At 70.5% G+C, this 17946-nt stretch carries 18 protein-coding genes and 1 pseudogene; 11 read left to right on the top strand and 8 right to left on the bottom strand.

Features of this window, described 5'->3' with window-relative positions; all coding sequences use genetic code 11:
• Window positions 1-3: 3 nt before the first annotated feature.
• Both OH809_RS14735 and OH809_RS14730 read left to right on the top strand, forming a co-directional pair.
• Window positions 4-192 (top strand): annotated as a pseudogene (locus OH809_RS14735) (glucosamine-6-phosphate deaminase); the annotation flags it as partial.
• Between the two features lie 352 nt (window positions 193-544).
• Complete coding sequence (locus OH809_RS14730) at window positions 545-2011, top strand: sensor histidine kinase (RefSeq protein ID WP_406425184.1); 1467 nt, start codon at window positions 545-547, stop codon at window positions 2009-2011.
• A 198-nt stretch (window positions 2012-2209) separates the two neighbouring features.
• Here OH809_RS14730 and OH809_RS14725 read toward each other — a convergent pair whose 3' ends face one another.
• Window positions 2210-2467 (bottom strand): WhiB family transcriptional regulator, encoded by a 258-nt coding sequence (locus OH809_RS14725; RefSeq protein ID WP_003953983.1) that lies wholly within the window; start codon window positions 2465-2467, stop codon window positions 2210-2212.
• A gap of 321 nt (window positions 2468-2788) precedes the next feature.
• Window positions 2789-3757 carry a diacylglycerol/lipid kinase family protein gene (locus OH809_RS14720; RefSeq protein WP_406421960.1) on the bottom strand — a complete coding sequence of 323 codons (969 nt, stop codon included), beginning with the start codon at window positions 3755-3757 and terminating at the stop codon, window positions 2789-2791.
• Window positions 3758-3970: 213 nt separating this feature from the next.
• Here OH809_RS14720 and OH809_RS14715 point away from each other — a divergent pair, with 213 nt between their 5' ends.
• Window positions 3971-4348, top strand: coding sequence for a hypothetical protein (locus tag OH809_RS14715; RefSeq protein WP_406425186.1), 378 nt, complete (start codon window positions 3971-3973; stop codon window positions 4346-4348).
• A gap of 81 nt (window positions 4349-4429) precedes the next feature.
• Here OH809_RS14715 and OH809_RS14710 read toward each other — a convergent pair whose 3' ends face one another.
• The 3 genes from OH809_RS14710 to OH809_RS14700 all read right to left on the bottom strand — a co-directional run bounded on the left by OH809_RS14710 (window position 4430) and on the right by OH809_RS14700 (window position 6285).
• The gene (locus tag OH809_RS14710) at window positions 4430-5383 is read right to left on the bottom strand and encodes an RNA polymerase sigma factor SigF (protein WP_406421961.1); all 954 of its coding nucleotides are present in this window, start codon (window positions 5381-5383) and stop codon (window positions 4430-4432) included.
• Window positions 5380-5793 (bottom strand): anti-sigma regulatory factor, encoded by a 414-nt coding sequence (locus OH809_RS14705; protein WP_030915678.1) that lies wholly within the window; start codon window positions 5791-5793, stop codon window positions 5380-5382. The genes OH809_RS14710 and OH809_RS14705 overlap by 4 nt, the downstream gene beginning before the upstream one ends.
• Window positions 5794-6024: 231 nt before the next feature.
• A complete protein-coding gene (locus OH809_RS14700; RefSeq protein WP_406421962.1) occupies window positions 6025-6285 on the bottom strand; it encodes a UBP-type zinc finger domain-containing protein in 261 nt (86 codons plus the stop codon).
• A 35-nt stretch (window positions 6286-6320) separates the two neighbouring features.
• On the opposite strand from OH809_RS14700, the gene OH809_RS14695 reads away from it, so the two are divergent.
• Entirely contained in the window at window positions 6321-7931 is a 1611-nt protein-coding gene (locus OH809_RS14695) for a Na+/H+ antiporter (protein WP_406421963.1), read from the top strand.
• Here the strand turns inward: OH809_RS14695 and OH809_RS14690 are convergent.
• The 3 genes from OH809_RS14690 to OH809_RS14680 all read right to left on the bottom strand — a co-directional run bounded on the left by OH809_RS14690 (window position 7898) and on the right by OH809_RS14680 (window position 10822).
• Window positions 7898-8815, bottom strand: a complete 918-nt coding sequence (locus OH809_RS14690; protein WP_406515203.1) for a 1-aminocyclopropane-1-carboxylate deaminase/D-cysteine desulfhydrase — start codon at window positions 8813-8815, stop codon at window positions 7898-7900. The two genes, OH809_RS14695 and OH809_RS14690, sit on opposite strands and share 34 nt — an antisense overlap.
• Window positions 8816-9092: 277 nt before the next feature.
• Window positions 9093-10289: a globin domain-containing protein gene (locus OH809_RS14685; protein WP_406421965.1), complete on the bottom strand. Its 1197-nt coding sequence runs from the start codon at window positions 10287-10289 to the stop codon at window positions 9093-9095.
• An 86-nt stretch (window positions 10290-10375) separates the two neighbouring features.
• Window positions 10376-10822 (bottom strand): RrF2 family transcriptional regulator, encoded by a 447-nt coding sequence (locus OH809_RS14680; RefSeq protein WP_406421966.1) that lies wholly within the window; start codon window positions 10820-10822, stop codon window positions 10376-10378.
• Between the two features lie 177 nt (window positions 10823-10999).
• Here OH809_RS14680 and OH809_RS14675 point away from each other — a divergent pair, with 177 nt between their 5' ends.
• The 7 genes from OH809_RS14675 to OH809_RS14645 all read left to right on the top strand — a co-directional run bounded on the left by OH809_RS14675 (window position 11000) and on the right by OH809_RS14645 (window position 17921).
• Entirely contained in the window at window positions 11000-12406 is a 1407-nt protein-coding gene (locus OH809_RS14675; protein ID WP_406421967.1) for a family 2B encapsulin nanocompartment shell protein, read from the top strand.
• Between the two features lie 269 nt (window positions 12407-12675).
• The gene (locus OH809_RS14670) at window positions 12676-13719 is read left to right on the top strand and encodes a family 2 encapsulin nanocompartment cargo protein polyprenyl transferase (protein WP_406421968.1); all 1044 of its coding nucleotides are present in this window, start codon (window positions 12676-12678) and stop codon (window positions 13717-13719) included.
• Window positions 13720-13844: 125 nt separating this feature from the next.
• On the top strand, window positions 13845-14441 hold the full coding sequence (locus tag OH809_RS14665; RefSeq protein ID WP_406421969.1) for a GNAT family N-acetyltransferase: 597 nt from the start codon (window positions 13845-13847) through the stop codon (window positions 14439-14441).
• 67 nt (window positions 14442-14508) lie between these two features.
• On the top strand, window positions 14509-15177 hold the full coding sequence (locus OH809_RS14660; protein ID WP_406421970.1) for a DUF6304 family protein: 669 nt from the start codon (window positions 14509-14511) through the stop codon (window positions 15175-15177).
• Between the two features lie 128 nt (window positions 15178-15305).
• Window positions 15306-16277, top strand: a complete 972-nt coding sequence (locus OH809_RS14655) for a DUF1648 domain-containing protein (RefSeq protein ID WP_406421971.1) — start codon at window positions 15306-15308, stop codon at window positions 16275-16277.
• 2 nt (window positions 16278-16279) lie between these two features.
• Entirely contained in the window at window positions 16280-16639 is a 360-nt protein-coding gene (locus OH809_RS14650; protein WP_406421972.1) for a GntR family transcriptional regulator, read from the top strand.
• Window positions 16640-16904: 265 nt separating this feature from the next.
• The gene (locus OH809_RS14645; RefSeq protein WP_406421973.1) at window positions 16905-17921 is read left to right on the top strand and encodes an NAD-dependent epimerase/dehydratase family protein; all 1017 of its coding nucleotides are present in this window, start codon (window positions 16905-16907) and stop codon (window positions 17919-17921) included.
• Window positions 17922-17946 lie beyond the last annotated feature (25 nt).

The following is a 17946-nucleotide window of genomic DNA, read 5'->3' as shown; positions in this document are numbered from 1 at the left end:
GGGGTCGGCCCCAAGGCCCAGGTGGAGGCGGCGTCCGCGGGATTCGTACTGCCGACGGCCGGGGTCGCCGAGGAGGTCCAGCCGATCCGGGAGATCCTGCCGCTGCAGATGCCGACGTACGAGGTGACGATCGCCCGCGGCCAGGGCCCGGACGCGCCCCGCGCCCTGGCCAAGGTCACCGAGACCCGCTGACTGTGCAGGTTTCCGGCGGGAGGTCCGCAGAAACACCCGCGGGCCGCGGCGCCAGGACGGGACCCTCAGCCCGTCCGGCACCGCAGCCCGGAGTTGCTCGGCCGGCGGTGTGCGGTGCCCCCGGCCGGGGGAGGTGCCGGCGCAGTCAGGGCAGAGAGCGCGGGTACCTCGATCCACTCTCCTGTGCGGGGAGAGCGGAAGCTCTGTCTTGAGCATTGTGGACTAGACCATTCTCGTCTGTCCATCCATCGGAGCACGCCAATTTCCGGCCCCTCTCCCCTTGCACGTACGGGCAGGTCGTTCGGTTCGGAACCAGCACGTATCCACAGGTACGCTCGCACACGTGCCCTCCATGAACGACCTCGTCCGCCAGCACACAGCCCTCGGCGACACCGACCTCGAGTGGCTGCATCTGCTGGTCTCGGAGTGGCAGCTGCTCTCCGACCTGTCCTTCGCCGACCTCGTCCTGTGGGTGCCCACCCGCGACGGGACCCGCTATGTGTCCGTCGCCCAGATGCGGCCCAACACGGGACCCACCTCGTACCAGGACGACATGGTCGGCCATCTGGTGCCGCGCGGCCGCCGCCCGCTGCTGGACGCGGCGCTCGACGAGGGCCGGATCGTACGCGAGGGCGACCCGGAGTGGCGCGAGGAGGTGCCGGTACGGGTCGAGTCGATCCCCGTACGTCGTGAGGGCCGGGTTCTGGGCGTCATCGCCCGCAACACGAACCTTTTGACCGTCCGTACCCCGTCCCGGCTGGAGCTCACCTATCTGCAGTCGGCCGCCGACCTGGCCCAGATGATCGCCGCGGGGTCCTTCCCGTTCCAGGGCCAACAGGTCGACATGGATGCCTCGCCGCGCGTCGGTGACGGTCTGATCAGGCTCGATGCCGACGGTGTCGTCCAGTACGCCAGCCCCAACGGTCTCTCCGCGTACCACCGCCTCGGTCTCGCCTCCGACCTCGTCGGGCACCACCTCGGCCGGATCACCGCCGAACTCGCCCCCTCCCGCGGCCCGGTGGACGAGGCCCTGGTCAAACTGGCGAGCGGTTACGCGCCCCGCGAGTTCGAGGTCGAATGCGCGGGCGGCGTGATCCAGCTCCGGGCGATCCCGCTCAAGCCCAAGGGGGTCCGGATCGGCTCCCTGGTCCTCCTCCGTGACGTCACCGAACTGCGTCGCCGCGAGCGCGAGTTGATCACGAAGGACGCCACCATCCGGGAGATCCACCACCGGGTGAAGAACAACCTCCAGACGGTGGCTGCCCTGTTGCGCCTGCAGGCCCGCCGGATGGACTCCGCGCAGGGCCGCGAAGCCCTCAACGAGGCGGTACGGCGCGTCGGTTCGATCGCCATCGTCCATGAGACGCTGTCCCAGAATCTGGACGAGCGGGTCGAGTTCGACGAGATCGCCGACCGCGTCATCGCGATGGTCGCCGAGATTTCCCCGGGCCGGGTCACCTGCCGGCGTACGGGGCGCTTCGGCATCCTCGATGCGGAAGTGGCCACTCCGCTCGCCATGGTGCTCACCGAGGTGCTGCAGAACGCCCTGGAACACGCGTTCACCGTCGGCCAGACCGGCACGGTCGAGGTCTCGGCGGTGCGCGGCGGTTCGTCGGCCGAGGCGCGATTGCTGATCACCGTCCAGGACGACGGGTGCGGGCTGCCCGAGGGGTTCGACCCGCAGCAGGCCGGCAATCTGGGGCTGCAGATCGTACGGACGCTGGTGGAGGGCGAGTTGAGCGGATCGTTCGGCATGGTCCCCGCCCCCGAGCGCGGCACCCACGTGGTCCTCGACATTCCGGTCCGCGCGGAGAAGTGACGGCCGCCGCCGGGGCGCGCCCCTGCGGCGGCACGAACGGGAATGTGCAAAGCAGTGAGCCCGGACCGTTGATCACGGTCCGGGCCCACTGCTTCATGCATGCGCTTTTGGGGTGCTGCGCGCTGCGACTCGGGGGGCGGGTTCGTGCGTACGCTCTGTACGCGCCGCCTGACTGAGGCTCGTAGCGGTGGCGTCGAATCAGGCGCTGGCGTTACGCGCCCGGTTGCGAGCGGCACGGCGCTTCATTGCGCGGCGCTCGTCCTCGCTGAGGCCACCCCAGACGCCGGAGTCCTGGCCGGACTCGAGCGCCCACTGCAGGCACTGCTCCATGACGGGGCAGCGACGGCAGACGGCCTTGGCTTCCTCGATCTGCAGCAGCGCAGGACCGGTGTTGCCGATGGGGAAGAACAGCTCGGGGTCTTCCTCACGACAAACGGCGTTGTGACGCCAGTCCATGGCTGCTACCTCTCCTTGGTATTACATACACGTTGCTTGTGAATGTGAACGCTTTCACGAATCCCCCCACAGGTGATGGGCCGACGCCCAGACGAACTGGTTGTGGTCCTGTGCAAGTGAGGAGGGGTTCTGGCTTTCAGTGGAGGCCGTTGTTGCGGGCCGTCCCGATCGCCATGTAGAGATTCGCAAACCTCGGCGGCGGATACAACCCCTTCTGGAAACTTTTTTTTGATTCCTCGGTGTCGGCTAGGTCACAGCCGTACTTCCATGGGGTGGAAGCCAGTCCAAACGTTCGAGTTAAAGGACTTTGGGCCCTTCCACTCACACAATCACACGCAGTGCACGGCGTACGCCTGTGAACGTCACACTCGTACGCAGGCCCAGGTGGTCACCGTCCATCTGGAAGGGCAGTGGGGCCTTTGAATGCAAGGTGAAGTCCGTGAGGTCATGGAGTGAAACCGCGTGCTTGCCGTGCGGGCCCTTCTCGGGGCTCGAGGTGAGCAGCTGGGTGCCGTACCGGGCGACCGCCGGAGTGGAGAGACGCTTCAGCCCCAGGACGTCCAGGGCGGTGTCGAACGACGCCTTCGGGGACGCGTACATCGGGCGATTCCCCAGGTAGGTCCAGGGGGCGGTGTTCGAAATTATGCAGAGCGCGAGATCGGTGACCGGGTCCTGGCCGGGGGCGTCCAGTGTGATCACCCCGTGCCGCCGGTGCGGCTCCTCCAGGAACTGCCGGACCACCTGACGCACGTACAGCGCATGCGTGGACCGCTTCCCGCGTTCGCGCTGCTGTTCGACACGGCCGACCACGCCCGCGTCGAATCCGAGACCGGCACAGAACGTGAACCAGCGTTCGGGGACCGACTCGTCCTCGGTGCCCGGCGTGCCGGCCGCAAATCCCAGGCCGACCGTGCGTTCGGTCCGGTTGGCGAGCGCGTCCAGGATGGCGCCGGTCGCCTCCACCGCGTCGTTCGGCAGGCCGAGGGCGCGCGCGAAGACATTGGTGGAGCCACCGGGGACCACGGCCAGGCTCGGCAGGCTGTCGATGTCGGGACCGCGGTGCAACAGACCGTTCACGACCTCGTTGACCGTGCCGTCACCGCCGAGGGCGACGACGAGATCGATGTCGTCCGAGTCTGCGGCCCGCCGTCCCAGGTCCCGGGCATGCCCCCGGTACTCCGTGGTCACCGCCTCCAGCTTCATCTCGCTGGCGAGCGCGTGGATGAGCACGTCACGGGTACGCGCACTGGTGGTGGTAGCAGCTGGATTGACCACGAGGAGTGCGCGCATGACCGCCAGACTACCTACCGTGCGGTACCGGTCCGAAGACCTGCCCCCTGCCCTTCACGTTCGGTGACGGCCCGGCTGCGGGGGGCTCGGGTGCGGCACCCCGGCTTCGCTTTCACCGGGCCGGGATGTCAACCTGCAAGGGTGAGTACTCAGCAGAACACGCCGTCCTCGTCGCCCATGGCCGAGCCGACGAAGCCGGCCAGGATCACTCTCGTGGCCGGGCTCAATGCCCTCGAAGGGGCGGCACTCGCCCTCGGCGGGATCTACATGCTGGTCATGGGGCTGCTCGGTCGGCCCGATAGCCCGCAACAGGCGGAGATGGGCGGGCTCACTCTGATCGCCCTGGGCCTTATCCCGCTGATCGCGTCCCGCGGACTGATGCGGCGGCGCAGCTGGAGCCGCGGCCCGGCGCTCATCACACAGATCATCGCGCTGCCGGTGGCCTGGACGCTGCTGCGGTCGCAGGGCGCGCTGATCCCGGCCGGGATCGTCCTCGCCGCGGTTTCGTTGACGGCGCTTTTCCAGCTGGCCAGGCCGACGACCCGGGAAGCGCTCGGCATCCGGGGACCGGGCGCGACGCCGGAGGCGTGACCTCGCGGCGCAGCACGTCCCTAGCCGGGCGCGGAAGCGCACCGTACGGCCGCTGAACCACAGCGCCCGCAGCCCGTCCGGCTACTCCTCGACGAGCAGCCGTTCGCGCAGCTGCGCCAGCGTGCGCGCCAGCAGACGCGAGACATGCATCTGCGAGATGCCGACCTCCTGCGCGATCTGCGACTGGGTCATGTTGCCGAAGAACCGGAGCAGCAGGATGCGCTTCTCCCGGGGCGGCAGGTCCTCCAGCAGCGGCTTCAGTGACTCCCGGTACTCGACGCCCTCCAGCGCCTCGTCCTCCGAGCCCAGCGTGTCCGCCACCGCCGGGGACTCGTCGTCCGTGTCCGGCACGTCGAGCGACAGCGTGCTGTACGCATTGGCCGATTCCAGGCCCTCCAGGACCTCTTCCTCGGAGATGCCCAGCCGCTCCGCCAGCTCGTGCACCGTGGGCGACCGGCCGTGCTGCTGGGAGAGCTCGGCGGTGGCCGTGGTGAGCGAGAGGCGCAGCTCCTGCAGCCGGCGCGGCACCCGGACCGCCCAGCCCTTGTCGCGGAAGTGGCGCTTGATCTCGCCGACGACGGTCGGCGTGGCGTACGTCGAGAACTCGACGCCCCGGTCCGGGTCGAACCGGTCCACCGACTTGATCAGGCCGATGGTGGCGACCTGGGTCAGATCGTCGAGCGGCTCGCCGCGGTTGCGGAACCGGCGGGCCAGATGCTCCACGAGCGGCAGATGCATCCGCACCAGCCGATTGCGCAGCTCGGCCTTCTCCAGCGAGCCGTCGGGGAGTTCCCGCAGCTCGTAGAAGAGTGCCCGCGCCCCGCTGCGGTCATGTGGATCGTGGTGCCCGTGCTCGCTCATCTGGCCTGCCCGCTCCGCCTGCGACTGCTCCACCGCGACCGTACGGACCACCGGCCCGTCCGCCCCGTCCACCGGATGGGGCAGGGCCTGCTGCTCCGGGATGCCTGCTGCGCGCACCACCCCTGGTCGGATCGTCTCGTCCCGCACCGGACCGTCCCCGTTCCCGTTGCTCACGCCGGCCCGGGTCCCGCGCCGCGCTGTTTGTACAGGCTGATGCTGACCGTACGGTCATCGGCGACCGTGGAGTCGACCTTGCCGGCCAGCGCGGAGAGCACCGTCCAGGCGAAGGTGTCGCGCTCCGGGGCCCGGCCGTCCGTCGTCGGGGCGGCCACCGTCACCTCAAGGGAATCGTCGACGAGCCGGAACACGCAGCTGAGGACGGAGCCCGGCACGGCCTGCTGAAGCAGGATCGCGCAGGCCTCGTCGACCGCGATGCGAAGATCCTCGATCTCGTCGAGAGTGAAGTCCAAGCGCGCTGCGAGACCGGCCGTGGCCGTACGCAGCACCGACAGGTAGGCACCCGCAGCGGGCAGCCGGACTTCCACGAAGTCCTGATTCCCGGGCTCGCCTGCGATCTGGGACACCCTCACCTCCAAGGTGGCACAAACTCATTCGAGGTTCCGGGAGGGTGCCCCGGAGCCATGCGGTACGTCTTCGGTTCTTGGTCCGGCGACGCTATCGCGATCCATGATGCCGTGTCGCCGGGACCCCATCCCATAACTGTCACTCATGGTAAACCCATGAGTACACACAGTGGCTAGAGGTCTGCGGCGGTCAATTACTAAGAACCGGCGCCGGTTTGACGTACCCAGGCGTCAGACGATCGAACCGTCCTCGAAGCACCAGCGCCAGCTCTCTCCCGCCTCGAAGCTCCGCATGACCGGATGGCCAGTCTCCTTGAAGTGTCCCGTCGCGTGCTGCAGGGGCGACGAGTCGCAGCAGCCGACATGGCCGCAGATCAGGCAGAGCCGCAGTTGCACGGGATGGGTGCCCGCGGCAAGACATTCGAGACATGTCTCGCTGAGCGGGACAGGCTCGGGGCGGGGCAGTTCGGGAACATGCAGGCACTCACTCATGATTGTCAGGTTACGACGGATGTGAGGACCGTGAGATGGATGCATTGCCGCTGGTGGCACTGGTCGCGGCCAGTGCCGCGATCGCGGGCGCGGCGAGGCGCACCCCGGTACCGGCCCCGCTGCTGCTGGTGACCGCGGGGCTGCTCGCCTCCTACCTGCCCGGCGTGCCGACGTACACCCTGGACGCGCACATCGTGCTGCCGCTGCTGCTGCCGCCGCTGCTCTACACGGCTGCGGTCGACAGCTCATATCTCGATCTGCGGGCCAATATCAGGCCGATCGCCCTGCTCTCCGTCGGCTACGTCCTCTTCGCGACCTTCGCGGTCGGCTGGCTGGCGTACCGGCTCGTGCCCGACCTGCCGCTGACCGCCGCGCTGGTGCTGGGCGCCGTCATCGCGCCGCCGGACGCCGTCACGGCCGCCGCCATCGCCCGTCGGGTCGGGCTGCCCGCCCGGGTCACGACGATTCTGCAGGGCGAGTCCCTGGTGAACGACGCGACGGCGATCACGGCCTACAAGGTCGTGCTGGCCGCCGCCGTCGGCGAGGGCGTCAGCTGGGGCGCCGGGATCGGCGAGTTCCTCCTCGCGGCGGTCGGCGGTGTCGGGGTCGGCCTGGTGCTGATGGTGCCGCTGCACTGGCTCCGTACCCACCTCAGGGAACCCCTGCTGCAGAACACCCTGTCGCTGCTGATCCCCTTCGTGGCGTACGCGGCGGCGGAACGGGTGCATGCCTCCGGAGTGCTCGCCGTGGTCGTCGTGGCGCTCTACGTCGGGCACCGCTCCTGGCAGGTCGACTTCGCGACCCGGCTCCAGGAGGCGGCCGTGTGGAAGATGGTCGCGTTCATCCTGGAGTCGGCGGTCTTCGCGCTGATCGGACTGCAGCTGCCCTTCGTGCTGAAGGGGCTCGGTACCTATGCCGTCGCGGAGGCCCTCTGGTATGCGGTGGCCGTGTTCCTCGCCGTCGTCGCGGTCCGTTTCATCTGGGTGTACCCGGCCACGTATCTGCCGCGGTGGCTGTCGAGACGGATCAGGGAGCGCGAGCCCGGGACCAACTGGACCGCGCCCCTGATCGTCGGCTGGGCCGGGATGCGCGGCGTCGTCTCGCTCGCCATCGCCTTCTCCATTCCGGTGGTGACGACCGCAGGGGCCCCCTTCCCGGCCCGCAACCTGGTGCTGTTCCTGACCTTCACGACCGTCATCGGCACGCTGGTCATCCAGGGGCTCACCCTGCCGCTCCTGGTGCGCGTCCTGAAGCTCCCCGGGCGCGACGCGCAGGCTGAGACCCTCGCCGAGGCACAGGCCCAGAGCGAGGCGTCCGCGGCCGCCGAGGCGCGTCTGGAGGAACTTCTCCAGGACCCGCGCAACTGCCTGCCAGGACCGCTCACCGACCGGCTCCGCACCGTCCTGGAGCGCCGCCGCAACGCCGTGTGGGAGAGGCTCGGCGCCTCCAATCCGCTGACCGGGGAGTCGGCGGACGACACCTACCGGAGGCTGGCCGGCGAAATGATCGAGGCCGAGCGCACCGTCTTCGTCCGGCTGCGGGACGAGCGCCGGATCGACGACGAGATGCTGCGGAACCTGCTGCGGCGGCTGGACCTGGAGGAGGCGGCGGCCTACCGGGAGGAGTCCGACGCTCCCCAGGGCTGACCCGTGACGACAGCGGCGACCGTGGTGCCCGGAACGAAGGCGCCCTCCTGGGCGAGTGTCGTCAGTCCATAGAGCAATTTGGCGACATAGAGCCGTTCGACGGGCAGCCCGTGCCGGTCCTCGAAGTCGTTGGCGAAGGCGTGCAGCTCCGGCGTCGTACGGGCGTAGCCGCCGAAGGCGAAGCGCTCGTCCAGCGACCATGCCCCGGCCGGGCCGCCGAACGCCTCCCGCTGCAGTTCCCGTACCGCGTCCCCCAGGAAGCCGCCGCGCAGCACCGGGATGCCGAGTGCCCGCTGACCGGGTGCGAGGCCCGCGGCGAGACCGGCGAGGGTGCCACCGGTGCCGCATGCCACCGCGACCACGTCGGCCCGGCCGTGCAGCTCCCGCCCCAGCGCTGTGCAGCCCTGTGCGGCCAGGGCGTTGCTGCCGCCCTCCGGGACGACGACGCAGTCACCGCAGTCGCTCAGCAGCCCCGCCAGGACCGCTGGATCGGCCTTCGCGCGGTACGTCGCACGGTCCACGAAGCGCAGACGCATGCCGTCGGCCGCGCACTGTGCCAGCGACGGGTTGAGCGGGCGGCCGGCCAGCTCGTCGCCGCGCACGACGCCGACGGTCGGGAAGCCGAGCAGCCGGCCGGCGGCGGCGGTGGCGCGCAGATGGTTGGAGTACGCACCGCCGAAGGTCAGCACGGTGCGCCCGGCGGCGGCCGCCAGGTTGGGGGAGAGTTTGCGCCACTTGTTGCCCGGCAGATCGGGGTGGATCAGATCGTCGCGCTTGAGCAGCAACCGCACGCCGTGCCGGGCGAAGCGCTCGTCCTCGGCCGGTTGCAGGGGCGAGGGGAGCACCGGCTGCAGCCGGGAGAGGGCGGGCGGGTCACAGGGCATGCGCCCATTGTCGCCCGGCACCCCGGTGACCTCGGGCGGGGGCGTGCGGGCCACTTCAGCCGGTCGCGGATCCGGGCGACGGTGAGCCCTTCGTTCGCCAGGGCTTCGAGGAAGGTGCTCGCGGACATGGGTGAGGACATGGCCGACTCCTTGGGCGCGTGGGGAGCGAGTCCTTGCAGCGCTTGTACCGGAGCGCCGGGCTCCGGGCCATTCCCGGGCCCTCTGTTCGGCCGGTGTGCGAGCCGGTCCGGTCAATTCCGCGAGCACCCAAAGCGGCTCAGCCCTCGGCGAGCCACAGGTCGGGGCCGAACACCTCGTAGTGGATGTCGGCCGCCGGGACACCCTTGGCCAGCAGCTGGGTGCGCACGGCCCGCATGAAGGGCAGCGGACCGCAGAGGTACGCGTGCGTGCCGGGCAGGACCGGGATGCTGCCCAGGTCGACCAGACCGGTGCGGTCGGCCGGGTGGCCGGGCTCCGGGTTCTCGTACCAGAAGTGTGCCGCGGCGTCCGGGAGCTTGGCGGTGAGCTGTGCGTGGTCGTTGCGCAGGGCGTGGTCGGCCGGGGAGCGGTCGCCGTGCACGACGGTGACGGGGGCCCGGTGGCCGGTCGCCGCGAGGTGCTCCAGCATCGACAGCATCGGGGTGCAGCCGATGCCCGCGGAGGCGAGCAGCAGCGGGGCGTCGACGGCGTCGATGACCAGATCGCCGTACGGGGCGGAGACGCGCAGCCGGTCACCGGCCCGGGTGGTGGCATGCAGGTGCGTCGAGACCTCGCCGTCGGGCGAACCGCCGCCGTGCACCCGCTTGACGGTGATCGAGTGCAGCTGGGAACCGGGGCCGCCGGAAAGGCTGTACTGCCGTATCTGCCGGGCCCCGTCGGGCAGTTCCACCTGCACGGAGACGTACTGGCCGGGCCGGAAGGCGGGGGCGGGCGCGTCGTCGGCCGGGCGCAGCTGGAGGGTGGCGACGTCGTCGTTCTCCTCGATCCTCGCGACCACCTCCCACTCGCGCCAGACGTCGCCGGCGACGAGGCCCTGCTGGGCGTAGAGCCGGTCCTCGATGGCGATCAGGGCGTTGGCCATCAGCCAGTAGACCTCGTCCCAGGCGGCCGCGACCTCCGGCGTGACCGCGTCACCGAGCACCTCGACGATGGCGGCGAAGAGATGGGTGTGCACCACCTCGTACTGTGCGGCGGTCACGCCGAGCGAGGCGTGCTTGTGGGCGATGCGGCTGAGCATCACGTCGGGACGGGTGTCCGGGTGCTCGACCAGCTGGGTCGCGAACGCGGCGATGGACCCGGCGAGGGCCTGGCGCTGGGCGCCGGAGGCCTGGTTGCCGCGGTTGAAGAGGTCGCGCAGCAGCTCGGGGTGGGCGTCGAAGAGTTTCCGGTAGAAGAGATCGGCGATGTCCCCGATGGCTGCGCCGACGGCGGGGAGGGTGGCACGGACGGTGGCGGTCGACGACTCGGAGAGCATCGGGCGGACTCCTCGGGGTGTTGAATTGGTATTTTGGATTCTTATTTTTGGGCAGAGGTGAGACCGGGCTGTGCCGGGCGGGGGATTCAGTCGGCGGGACGGCTGCTGCTGATGCCGATCAGCAGGGGGCCGGTGGGGGAGGTGACGATTTCGGCGACGGTGATCGGGTCGAGCGAGGCGTAGAAGGCCTCCTCCGCCAGGCGCAGGGCGCCGCGCAGCCGGCAGGCCGAGCGCAGCGGGCAGGGGGTGCTGCCCTCGCACTCGACGACATCGCCGGGCCCTTCGAGCTCGCGGACGAGTCCGCCGATCGATGCGGACCGGCCGGCTCCGGTGAGGGTGAGCCCGCCGCCGCGGCCGCGTCGCGCCTCGATCAGGCCGAGGTGCTGGAGCCGGGCGACCACCTTCGCGGTGTGGGTGTACGGCACCTGCATGGTCGCCGCCACCTCCCGGGTGGTCGGCGGATCCTCGTTCTCCACGACGGCGAGGCGCATCAGTACGCGCAGCGCCACGTCGGTGAATTTCGTCAGCCGCATGACCGTCACGTTAGATAACTTGCATCCAGGATGCAAGTTATCCGAGTCCGGAGACATCGCGGAGCGTTGTGCCCGGCCCAAAGCCCGATTAGTCACACTCTTTTGTGTAATGGCGCGCCGAGTCCCCATGCTGAAAGGCTTTTCACGCAGGTCAGCCGATGATCGAGAGGACGTCAGATGTCCGTTGGTGAAGAGGTTCAGGACGCGCAGGTACCGCCGCAGCAGAGTCTGGGCACGGCGGCCGCGCGGAACCTCGCGACGACCACCAAGTCCGCTCCGCAGATGCAGGAGATCACCTCGCGGTGGCTGCTGCGCATGCTCCCCTGGGTGCAGGTGCAGGGCGGCACATACCGGGTGAACCGCCGGCTGAGCTACTCGGTCGGAGACGGCCGGGTGACCTTCGTGCAGACCGGTGACCGGGTCACGGTGATCCCCGCGGAACTCGGCGAGCTGCCCGCCCTGCGGGACTTCGCCGACGAGGAGGTGCTCGCCGAGCTGGCCCGCCGGTGCGAACAGCGCGAGATCGCCGCGGGACAGGTGATCGCCGCGTCCGGGGAATCGGCGGACCGGGTCTTCCTGCTGGCGCACGGCAAGGTCGAGAAGGTCGGCACCGGTCCGTACGGCGACGAGACCGTGCTCGGGGTGCACGCCGACGGGGCGTACTTCGGCGACCACTCGCTGGTCGAGGGCGACGCCGTCTGGGAGTACACCGCACGTGCCGTCACGGCGTGCACGGTGCTCACGCTCAGGCGCGCGGACGTGCTCAACCTCGCCGAGCGGGCGGACTCGCTCCGCGCGCATCTCACCGGGCTGCTCAACATCCCCCACCAGCGCACGAACAAGTACGGCGAGGCGGAGATCGACCTCTCCGCGGGCCATGTCGGCGAGGCCGTCGTCCCGCACACGTTCGTGGACTACGAATCTGCCCCTCGTGAGTACGAGTTGAGCGTGGCCCAGACCGTGCTGAAGGTCCACAGCCGGGTCGCCGACCTCTACAACCAGCCGATGAACCAGACCGAGCAGCAGTTGCGGCTCACGGTCGAGGCGCTCCGCGAGCGCCAGGAGCACGAGCTGATCAACAACCGCGAGTTCGGGCTGCTCAACAACTGCGACTACGGGCAGCGCCTCCAGCCGCACGACGGGGTGCCCAGCCCCGACGACATGGACGAACTGCTCTCGCGCCGCCGCGGATCGAAGCTCTTCCTCGCGCACCCACGGGCCATCGCCGCCTTCGGCCGTGAGTGCAGCAAGCGTGGACTGGTGCCGGAGAGTGTGGAGATCGGCGGACATCATGTGCCCGCCTGGCGCGGAGTGCCCATCTTCCCGTCCAACAAGATCCCGGTCACCGACGCCCGCACCACGTCGATCATCTGCATGCGAACGGGCGAGGCCGAGCAGGGGGTCATCGGACTGCAGCAGACCGGCATCCCGGACGAGATCGAGCCGAGCCTCTCGGTCCGGTTCATGGGCATCGACGAGCAGGCGATCATCTCGTACCTGGTGACGGCGTACTACTCGGCGGCCGTCCTGGTGCCGGACGCCCTGGGCATCCTGGAGAACGTCGAGGTCAGCCGCTGGCGCTGACGGTCAGGGGGCCCGGACCGGACCGTCAGGATCCGGGTCCGGGCCCGTGACGGCCTCGGCCCGGGTCGCGCCCGACCGGGCTGCCCCACCGCAATGACCGCGCGGAAACCACCCACTCAGCGAGTCCATCCATGCCCCGGGTCCGGGTTGCTCCGGACCCGGGTGCTCACCGAAACCACCCACGCCCCCGGTCCGGGGGGTGCGCCTGACCGGGGTGCCCCGAGCCGGCGCACCCCGGTCAGGGGTAGCCCCAGGGGGAGCCTGTGACCATGATCAGTACGGACGCCGCCACCGAGGGCAACGAGGCCGCGGCGCTCCTGGAATGCACCCGGAACCTCGTAGACCCACAACTGCGGGCCGCAGTCGAATCGTTGCCCGGATCCATCCGACGCGTGGCGATGTACCACTTCGGCTGGGAGCACGCCGACGGCTCCGCGGCCTCCGGGCAGGCCGGCAAGGCGATCAGGCCCGCGCTCGTCCTCGCCGCGACCAGGGCGGTGGGCGGCGACCCCGAGCGGGCGGTGCGTGCAGCCGTGGCCGTGGAACTGGTCCACAACTTCAGCCTCCTGCACGACGATGTCATCGACGAGGACCGGACCCGCAGGCACCGTCCCACGGCCTGGACGGTCTTCGGTATTCCGGCCGCCGTCATCGCGGGCGACGCCATGCTCGCCCTCGCCCACCGGCTGCTCGCCGAGGACCCCCGCCCGGTGTCGGCGCGCGCCTCGGCCCGGCTCGCCGGCTGCGTCATCGAACTGTGTGCCGGTCAGCAGGCGGACTGCTCCTTCGAGAAACGCGGCCCCGACGAGGTCTCGCTGGACGAGTGCCTTGCCATGGCCACAGCCAAGACCGGCGCCCTGCTCGGCTGTGCCTGCGCGCTCGGCGCGCTGTACGCGGGGGTGGAGGAGCGGGCTGTCGGCGCGATGGACGGCTTCGGCCGGGAGGCGGGCCTCGCCTTCCAGCTCATCGACGACCTGATCGGCATCTGGGGGGACCCGTTGCAGACCGGGAAGCCGGTCGGGGCGGATCTCGCCGCCCACAAGAAGTCTCTGCCGGTGGTCGCCGCACTGACGTCCCACGCGCCGGCCGCGGCCGAACTCGCCGGTCTCTACCGGGGTTCCATGAGCACACCCGACGAGGTGAGCCGCGCCGCCGATGCCGTCGACCGGTCCGGCGGCCGGGACTGGGCACAGGCCTGCGCGGGGGACCGGATGGCCCGCGCCGTCCACCATCTGTCCCGGGCGGTGCCCGACCTGACCGCGGCGGGTGACCTGCTTGCCCTGGCGGAGTTCGTCACCCGCCGGACGCACTGAGCGGGGAAAGGAGGGAAGCGGTGACCGGCCGGGCTCCCGCCGGACCCGTACGGCTTCAACTCTAAGATCCTGTGCGTGGGTTGAGATCGCGCGAGTTCATGGGCGAGTGAGGGCGGGAGCCGGGCATGGGCGTACGGATACGGCAGGCGGACGCGGCGGACCGGGAGCAGGTCGTGCGGCTCCTCGACGAGTCGTTCCACGACGACCCGGTCAGCAGCTGGGTCTTCCCGGACGAGACGCATCGCCGGGCCGTTCATGGAAAGTTCCTCGGCGTCTTCGTCGATGTCACGCTCGCCGAAGGCCGTATCGATTTACTGGAGGACGGAACGGCCGTCGCGTTGTGGCTGCCCGTGCCCGCCGGTGCACCCACGGAGGAGGACCCCACCCCTGCGCTGATGCGGGCGACTGCGGACCCCGACAACGAGCGGACCGAACTGGTCGGGAAACTGACGGGTGCGATCCATCCGCACGACAGGGCCCATGAGTACCTGCTCATGATCGGCGTGTCCCCGGAACGCCAGGGGGAGGGGATCGGGGCGGCCCTGATGGCCGACGTGCTGGAGCGCTGCGACCGCGACGGCGTTCCCGCCTATCTGGAGGCGAGCAGCGCGCGCAGTCGCCGGCTCTACGAACGGCTCGGGTTCACCTTCATGGGCACGACCGTGGATCTTCCGGACGGTCCCGCGATGTGGCCCATGTGGCGGGAACCGCAGGCGGGCTGAGTCCGCGCGGCACGTAAGCGGAGGGCGGCAGGGGGACGCCGGCCGGCACGGGCTACAGTCCCTGCCCATGACAGACGAGTCATGGGCAGGCTGGTACCGGGACCGCCAGGGTTCCGACGCCATCATCCTCACCACCGACGGACAGCAACTCCGCATCCGGATCCGGGGCGTCGATTTCGAGGGCGAGAGTTTCGGCGACCTCGGACCGGTCTCCGGCATGCCGCCGGAGAGCGGCATGTTCGCCCTGGCGGACGGCGCGCTCACCGACTGCGTGCTGGAGTGGGACCTGCCGCTGCCGGTGATCTCGGACGGCACGGTCCACCAGGCCACCCTCAGCTGCCTGCTGTCGCTGCGCCGCCCCGACGCCGATCTCCATCTGGAGCTGCACTTCGGCGGCGCGGTCTACGGTTCGCGCCGGGCCGAGTGCGACTTCGCCACCGCGCTCGCCACGATCCAGCGCATCCTGCCGCCCGGAGTCCGTCTGCAGACCTGCATCGCCTGCGCGTTCTCGGACTACTTCCCGGTGCCCGGCCGTGGACTGTCCGGTGGCCTCGCCTGCTTCCGGGGTGCGAAGGACGCGTACCGGGGGGCGGCGGGCGAGGACGACGTCATCGGTCTGTGGGACCGGCGGACCGGATTCGTCCAGGAGATCTGGAGCTGCCGTGAGTTCGAGGCGCGCCCGGCGGAGGGTGCGGGCACCGGACACCGCGGCGCGTTCCCCCTCGAACACGCCTGACCACTCTCTCGCCCGACGGCATGTCAGGCGACGCGCTGTGCCCCGTACCGGATGAACCTTCCCGGTGCGGGGCACAGCGTTTTACTGGGACCTCATTGTTCTACTAGCATGCGAACAAGGAGGTTTTAATGAACCGTAAGAATGTCGGCCGCGCGACCCTTGTCGCCCTGCCGTTCCTGCTCGCGCTCATCGTCGACCTGGCCCTCTTGGCCGCGTTCCGTGACCGGCTGCCCGGACAGTTGGCCAGCCACTTCGAGGCCGGCGGGCAGGCGAACGGCCATGTGGGCCGGACGTCGTACGTCCTCGTCACCGTCGTCCTGTTCGTGGTGACCGGCGCCTTGTGGGCCACCATGATGGTGAAGGAGAACTTCTCCGGCCGGGCCTACCGCCTGCTGGTCGCCGGGGGATACGCCTTCGCCGGATTCTTGGGCTATCTGATGGCCGCCGTGCTGATCGTGAACCTGGACGCCGGTGAAGGCGCGCCGGGTGTGTCGTTCCCGATGTGGCAGTTGGCCGCTGCCCTCGGCGCCGGCACGCTCGCCGCCGGTCTCGGATTCGTGCTGGCCGCACTGGGCCCGGTACCGCAGCAGCCGGACCGCTCCGTGGAGGCCATGGACGGAGAACGCATTGTGCTCGCCGACGGGGAGGTCGCCGGATGGGCACGCAGCGCCGACAGTTGGTGGCTGCCGCTCATCGGGCTCGGACTCCTCGTCCTCGGAGTCGTCCTCTTCTTCCTCGGCAACTGGTCAGCCGCTGTTCTGCTGCTGATCGTCGGGGTGGTACCGGCGAGCTTCACCCGGCCGTACGTGAGCGTGGACCGGCGGGGCATCACCGTCTCCGGGATGCTGCCCTGGCCGCGCATCCGGGTGCCGCTCGACCGGATCGAGGCGGCGACCAGCCGGGACATCAACGCCCTTGCGGAGTACGGTGGCTGGGGCTACCGCATCCGGCCCGGACGGACCGGGGTCATGATCCGCTCAGGCGAGGGGATCGTGGCGAGGCTGGTGGACGGGCGGGAATTCGCGGTGACCGTCGACGACTCCGCGACCGGTGCAGCGCTCCTCAACACCCTGATCGACCGGCGCCGGGCGGGGCACTGACCATGCTCTTCCGGGTCGATCCCACCTCCACCGTGCCGCTCGGCGACCAGATCGCGGCCTGCGTCCGCCGGGCCGTCGCCGACGGGGCAGCGGTCCCGGGCGAGCGGCTCCCGGCCGCCCGGGTCCTTGCCGAGTCCCTCGGCGTCAACGTCCACACGGTGCTCCGCGGCTACCAGCAGCTCCGCGAGGAAGGGCTGATCGAACTGCGCCGGGGCCGGGGCGCGGTCGTCACCGGTGGCGCCTCGCCGCACCGCGCCCGGCTGCTGGAACACGTACGCCACGTGGTCGCGGACGCACGCGAGCTGGGAATGACGGAGGACGAACTGCTGGCCCTGATCCGTGCCGAACTCGACCACACGTAAAGGACGTTGCAGGCAGGGGTCAACGCAGGCCGTCCCATCCCCAGCGTGGTGTCGGCCCGGGATCGTCGAGGTCTTCGCCGGCCGGGGACGCCGAGACATCGCGTGCGATCTTCGTGTCCCAGCGGGTGGCCGGGTACCACCCGTGGCTGGTGTGCCACCGCAGCCCGCTCGCGCGACCGCCCTGACGTCCAGCCCGGACCCGGCCGATTCCGCCCAGAGCGAGAGGCTGTTCCCAACTGCCCCGGCTGCGGGCAGAGTCGGTCCCATGAGGCTCTTGATCCTGGGCGGTACGGAATTCGTCGGGCGCGCCGTCACCGAGGCGGCGCTCGCACGCGAATGGCAGGTCACCGTGTTCCATCGCGGCCGTCACGCACCCCCGGCGGGCGTCACAGAGCTGTTCGGCGACCGCACCGGCGCCGACGGACTCGTGGCGCTCGCCGCCGCCGCGGGGGAGAGCGACGGAGGGGCGCACACCTGGGACCTGGTCGTCGACACCTGGAGCGGCGCCCCCTCGGCCGTACGGGACGCGGCCCGGCTGCTCGCCGGCCGTGCCGGGCGGTACGCGTACGTCTCCAGCCGTTCGGTGTACGACTACCCCGCTCCGGCCGGACTCCCCGAGGACGGCCCGCTGGTGGGCGGGGCCTCGCCGGACGCCGGGGCGGACGTCCCGTACGCGCAGGCCAAACGCGGCGGTGAACTGGCCGCACTCGACGCGTTCGGCGACCGCGCCCTGCTGGCCAGGGCGGGACTGATCCTCGGTCCGTGGGAGAACATCGGCAGACTGCCGTGGTGGCTGCAGCGGATCGCCCGCGGTGGACCGGTACTGGCCCCGGGGACACCGGACACCCCGCTCCAGTACATCGACGCCCGCGACCTCGCCAACTGGCTGCTGGACGCGGCGGAACGCGGACTGCACGGACCGTACAACGTGGTCAGCCGCCCTGGGCACACCACCATGGGTGAGCTGCTGGACGCCTGTGTCCGTGCCACCGGCTCCGGCGCCGAACTCCGCTGGACGGCCGCCGAGGAGATCCTCGCGGCGGGTGTCGAGCCATGGAGCGAGCTGCCGATCTGGCTGCCGCCGGGCGAGCTGTACGACACCCTGCACCAGGGCGACGTCAGCCGGGCGCACACGGCCGGGCTGCGCTGCCGGCCGGTCGGGGAGACGGTCACGGACACCTGGGACTGGCTGTGCGGGCTGGGCGGCGCGGCGCCGCAGCGGCCGGACCGGCCCGCGGTGGGACTGGACCCGGAGACCGAGGCGAAGCTGCTGACGGACTGAGCCGCCGGTGGCACGGCCGGGCGGA

Origin of the sequence: Streptomyces sp. NBC_00873, from assembly GCF_045207415.1 — a bacterium.
Taxonomy (GTDB): Bacteria; Actinomycetota; Actinomycetes; order Streptomycetales; family Streptomycetaceae; genus Streptomyces.
The sequence above is the reverse complement of the archived record's forward strand: the minus strand, read 5'-3'. Positions and strand labels throughout refer to the sequence as shown.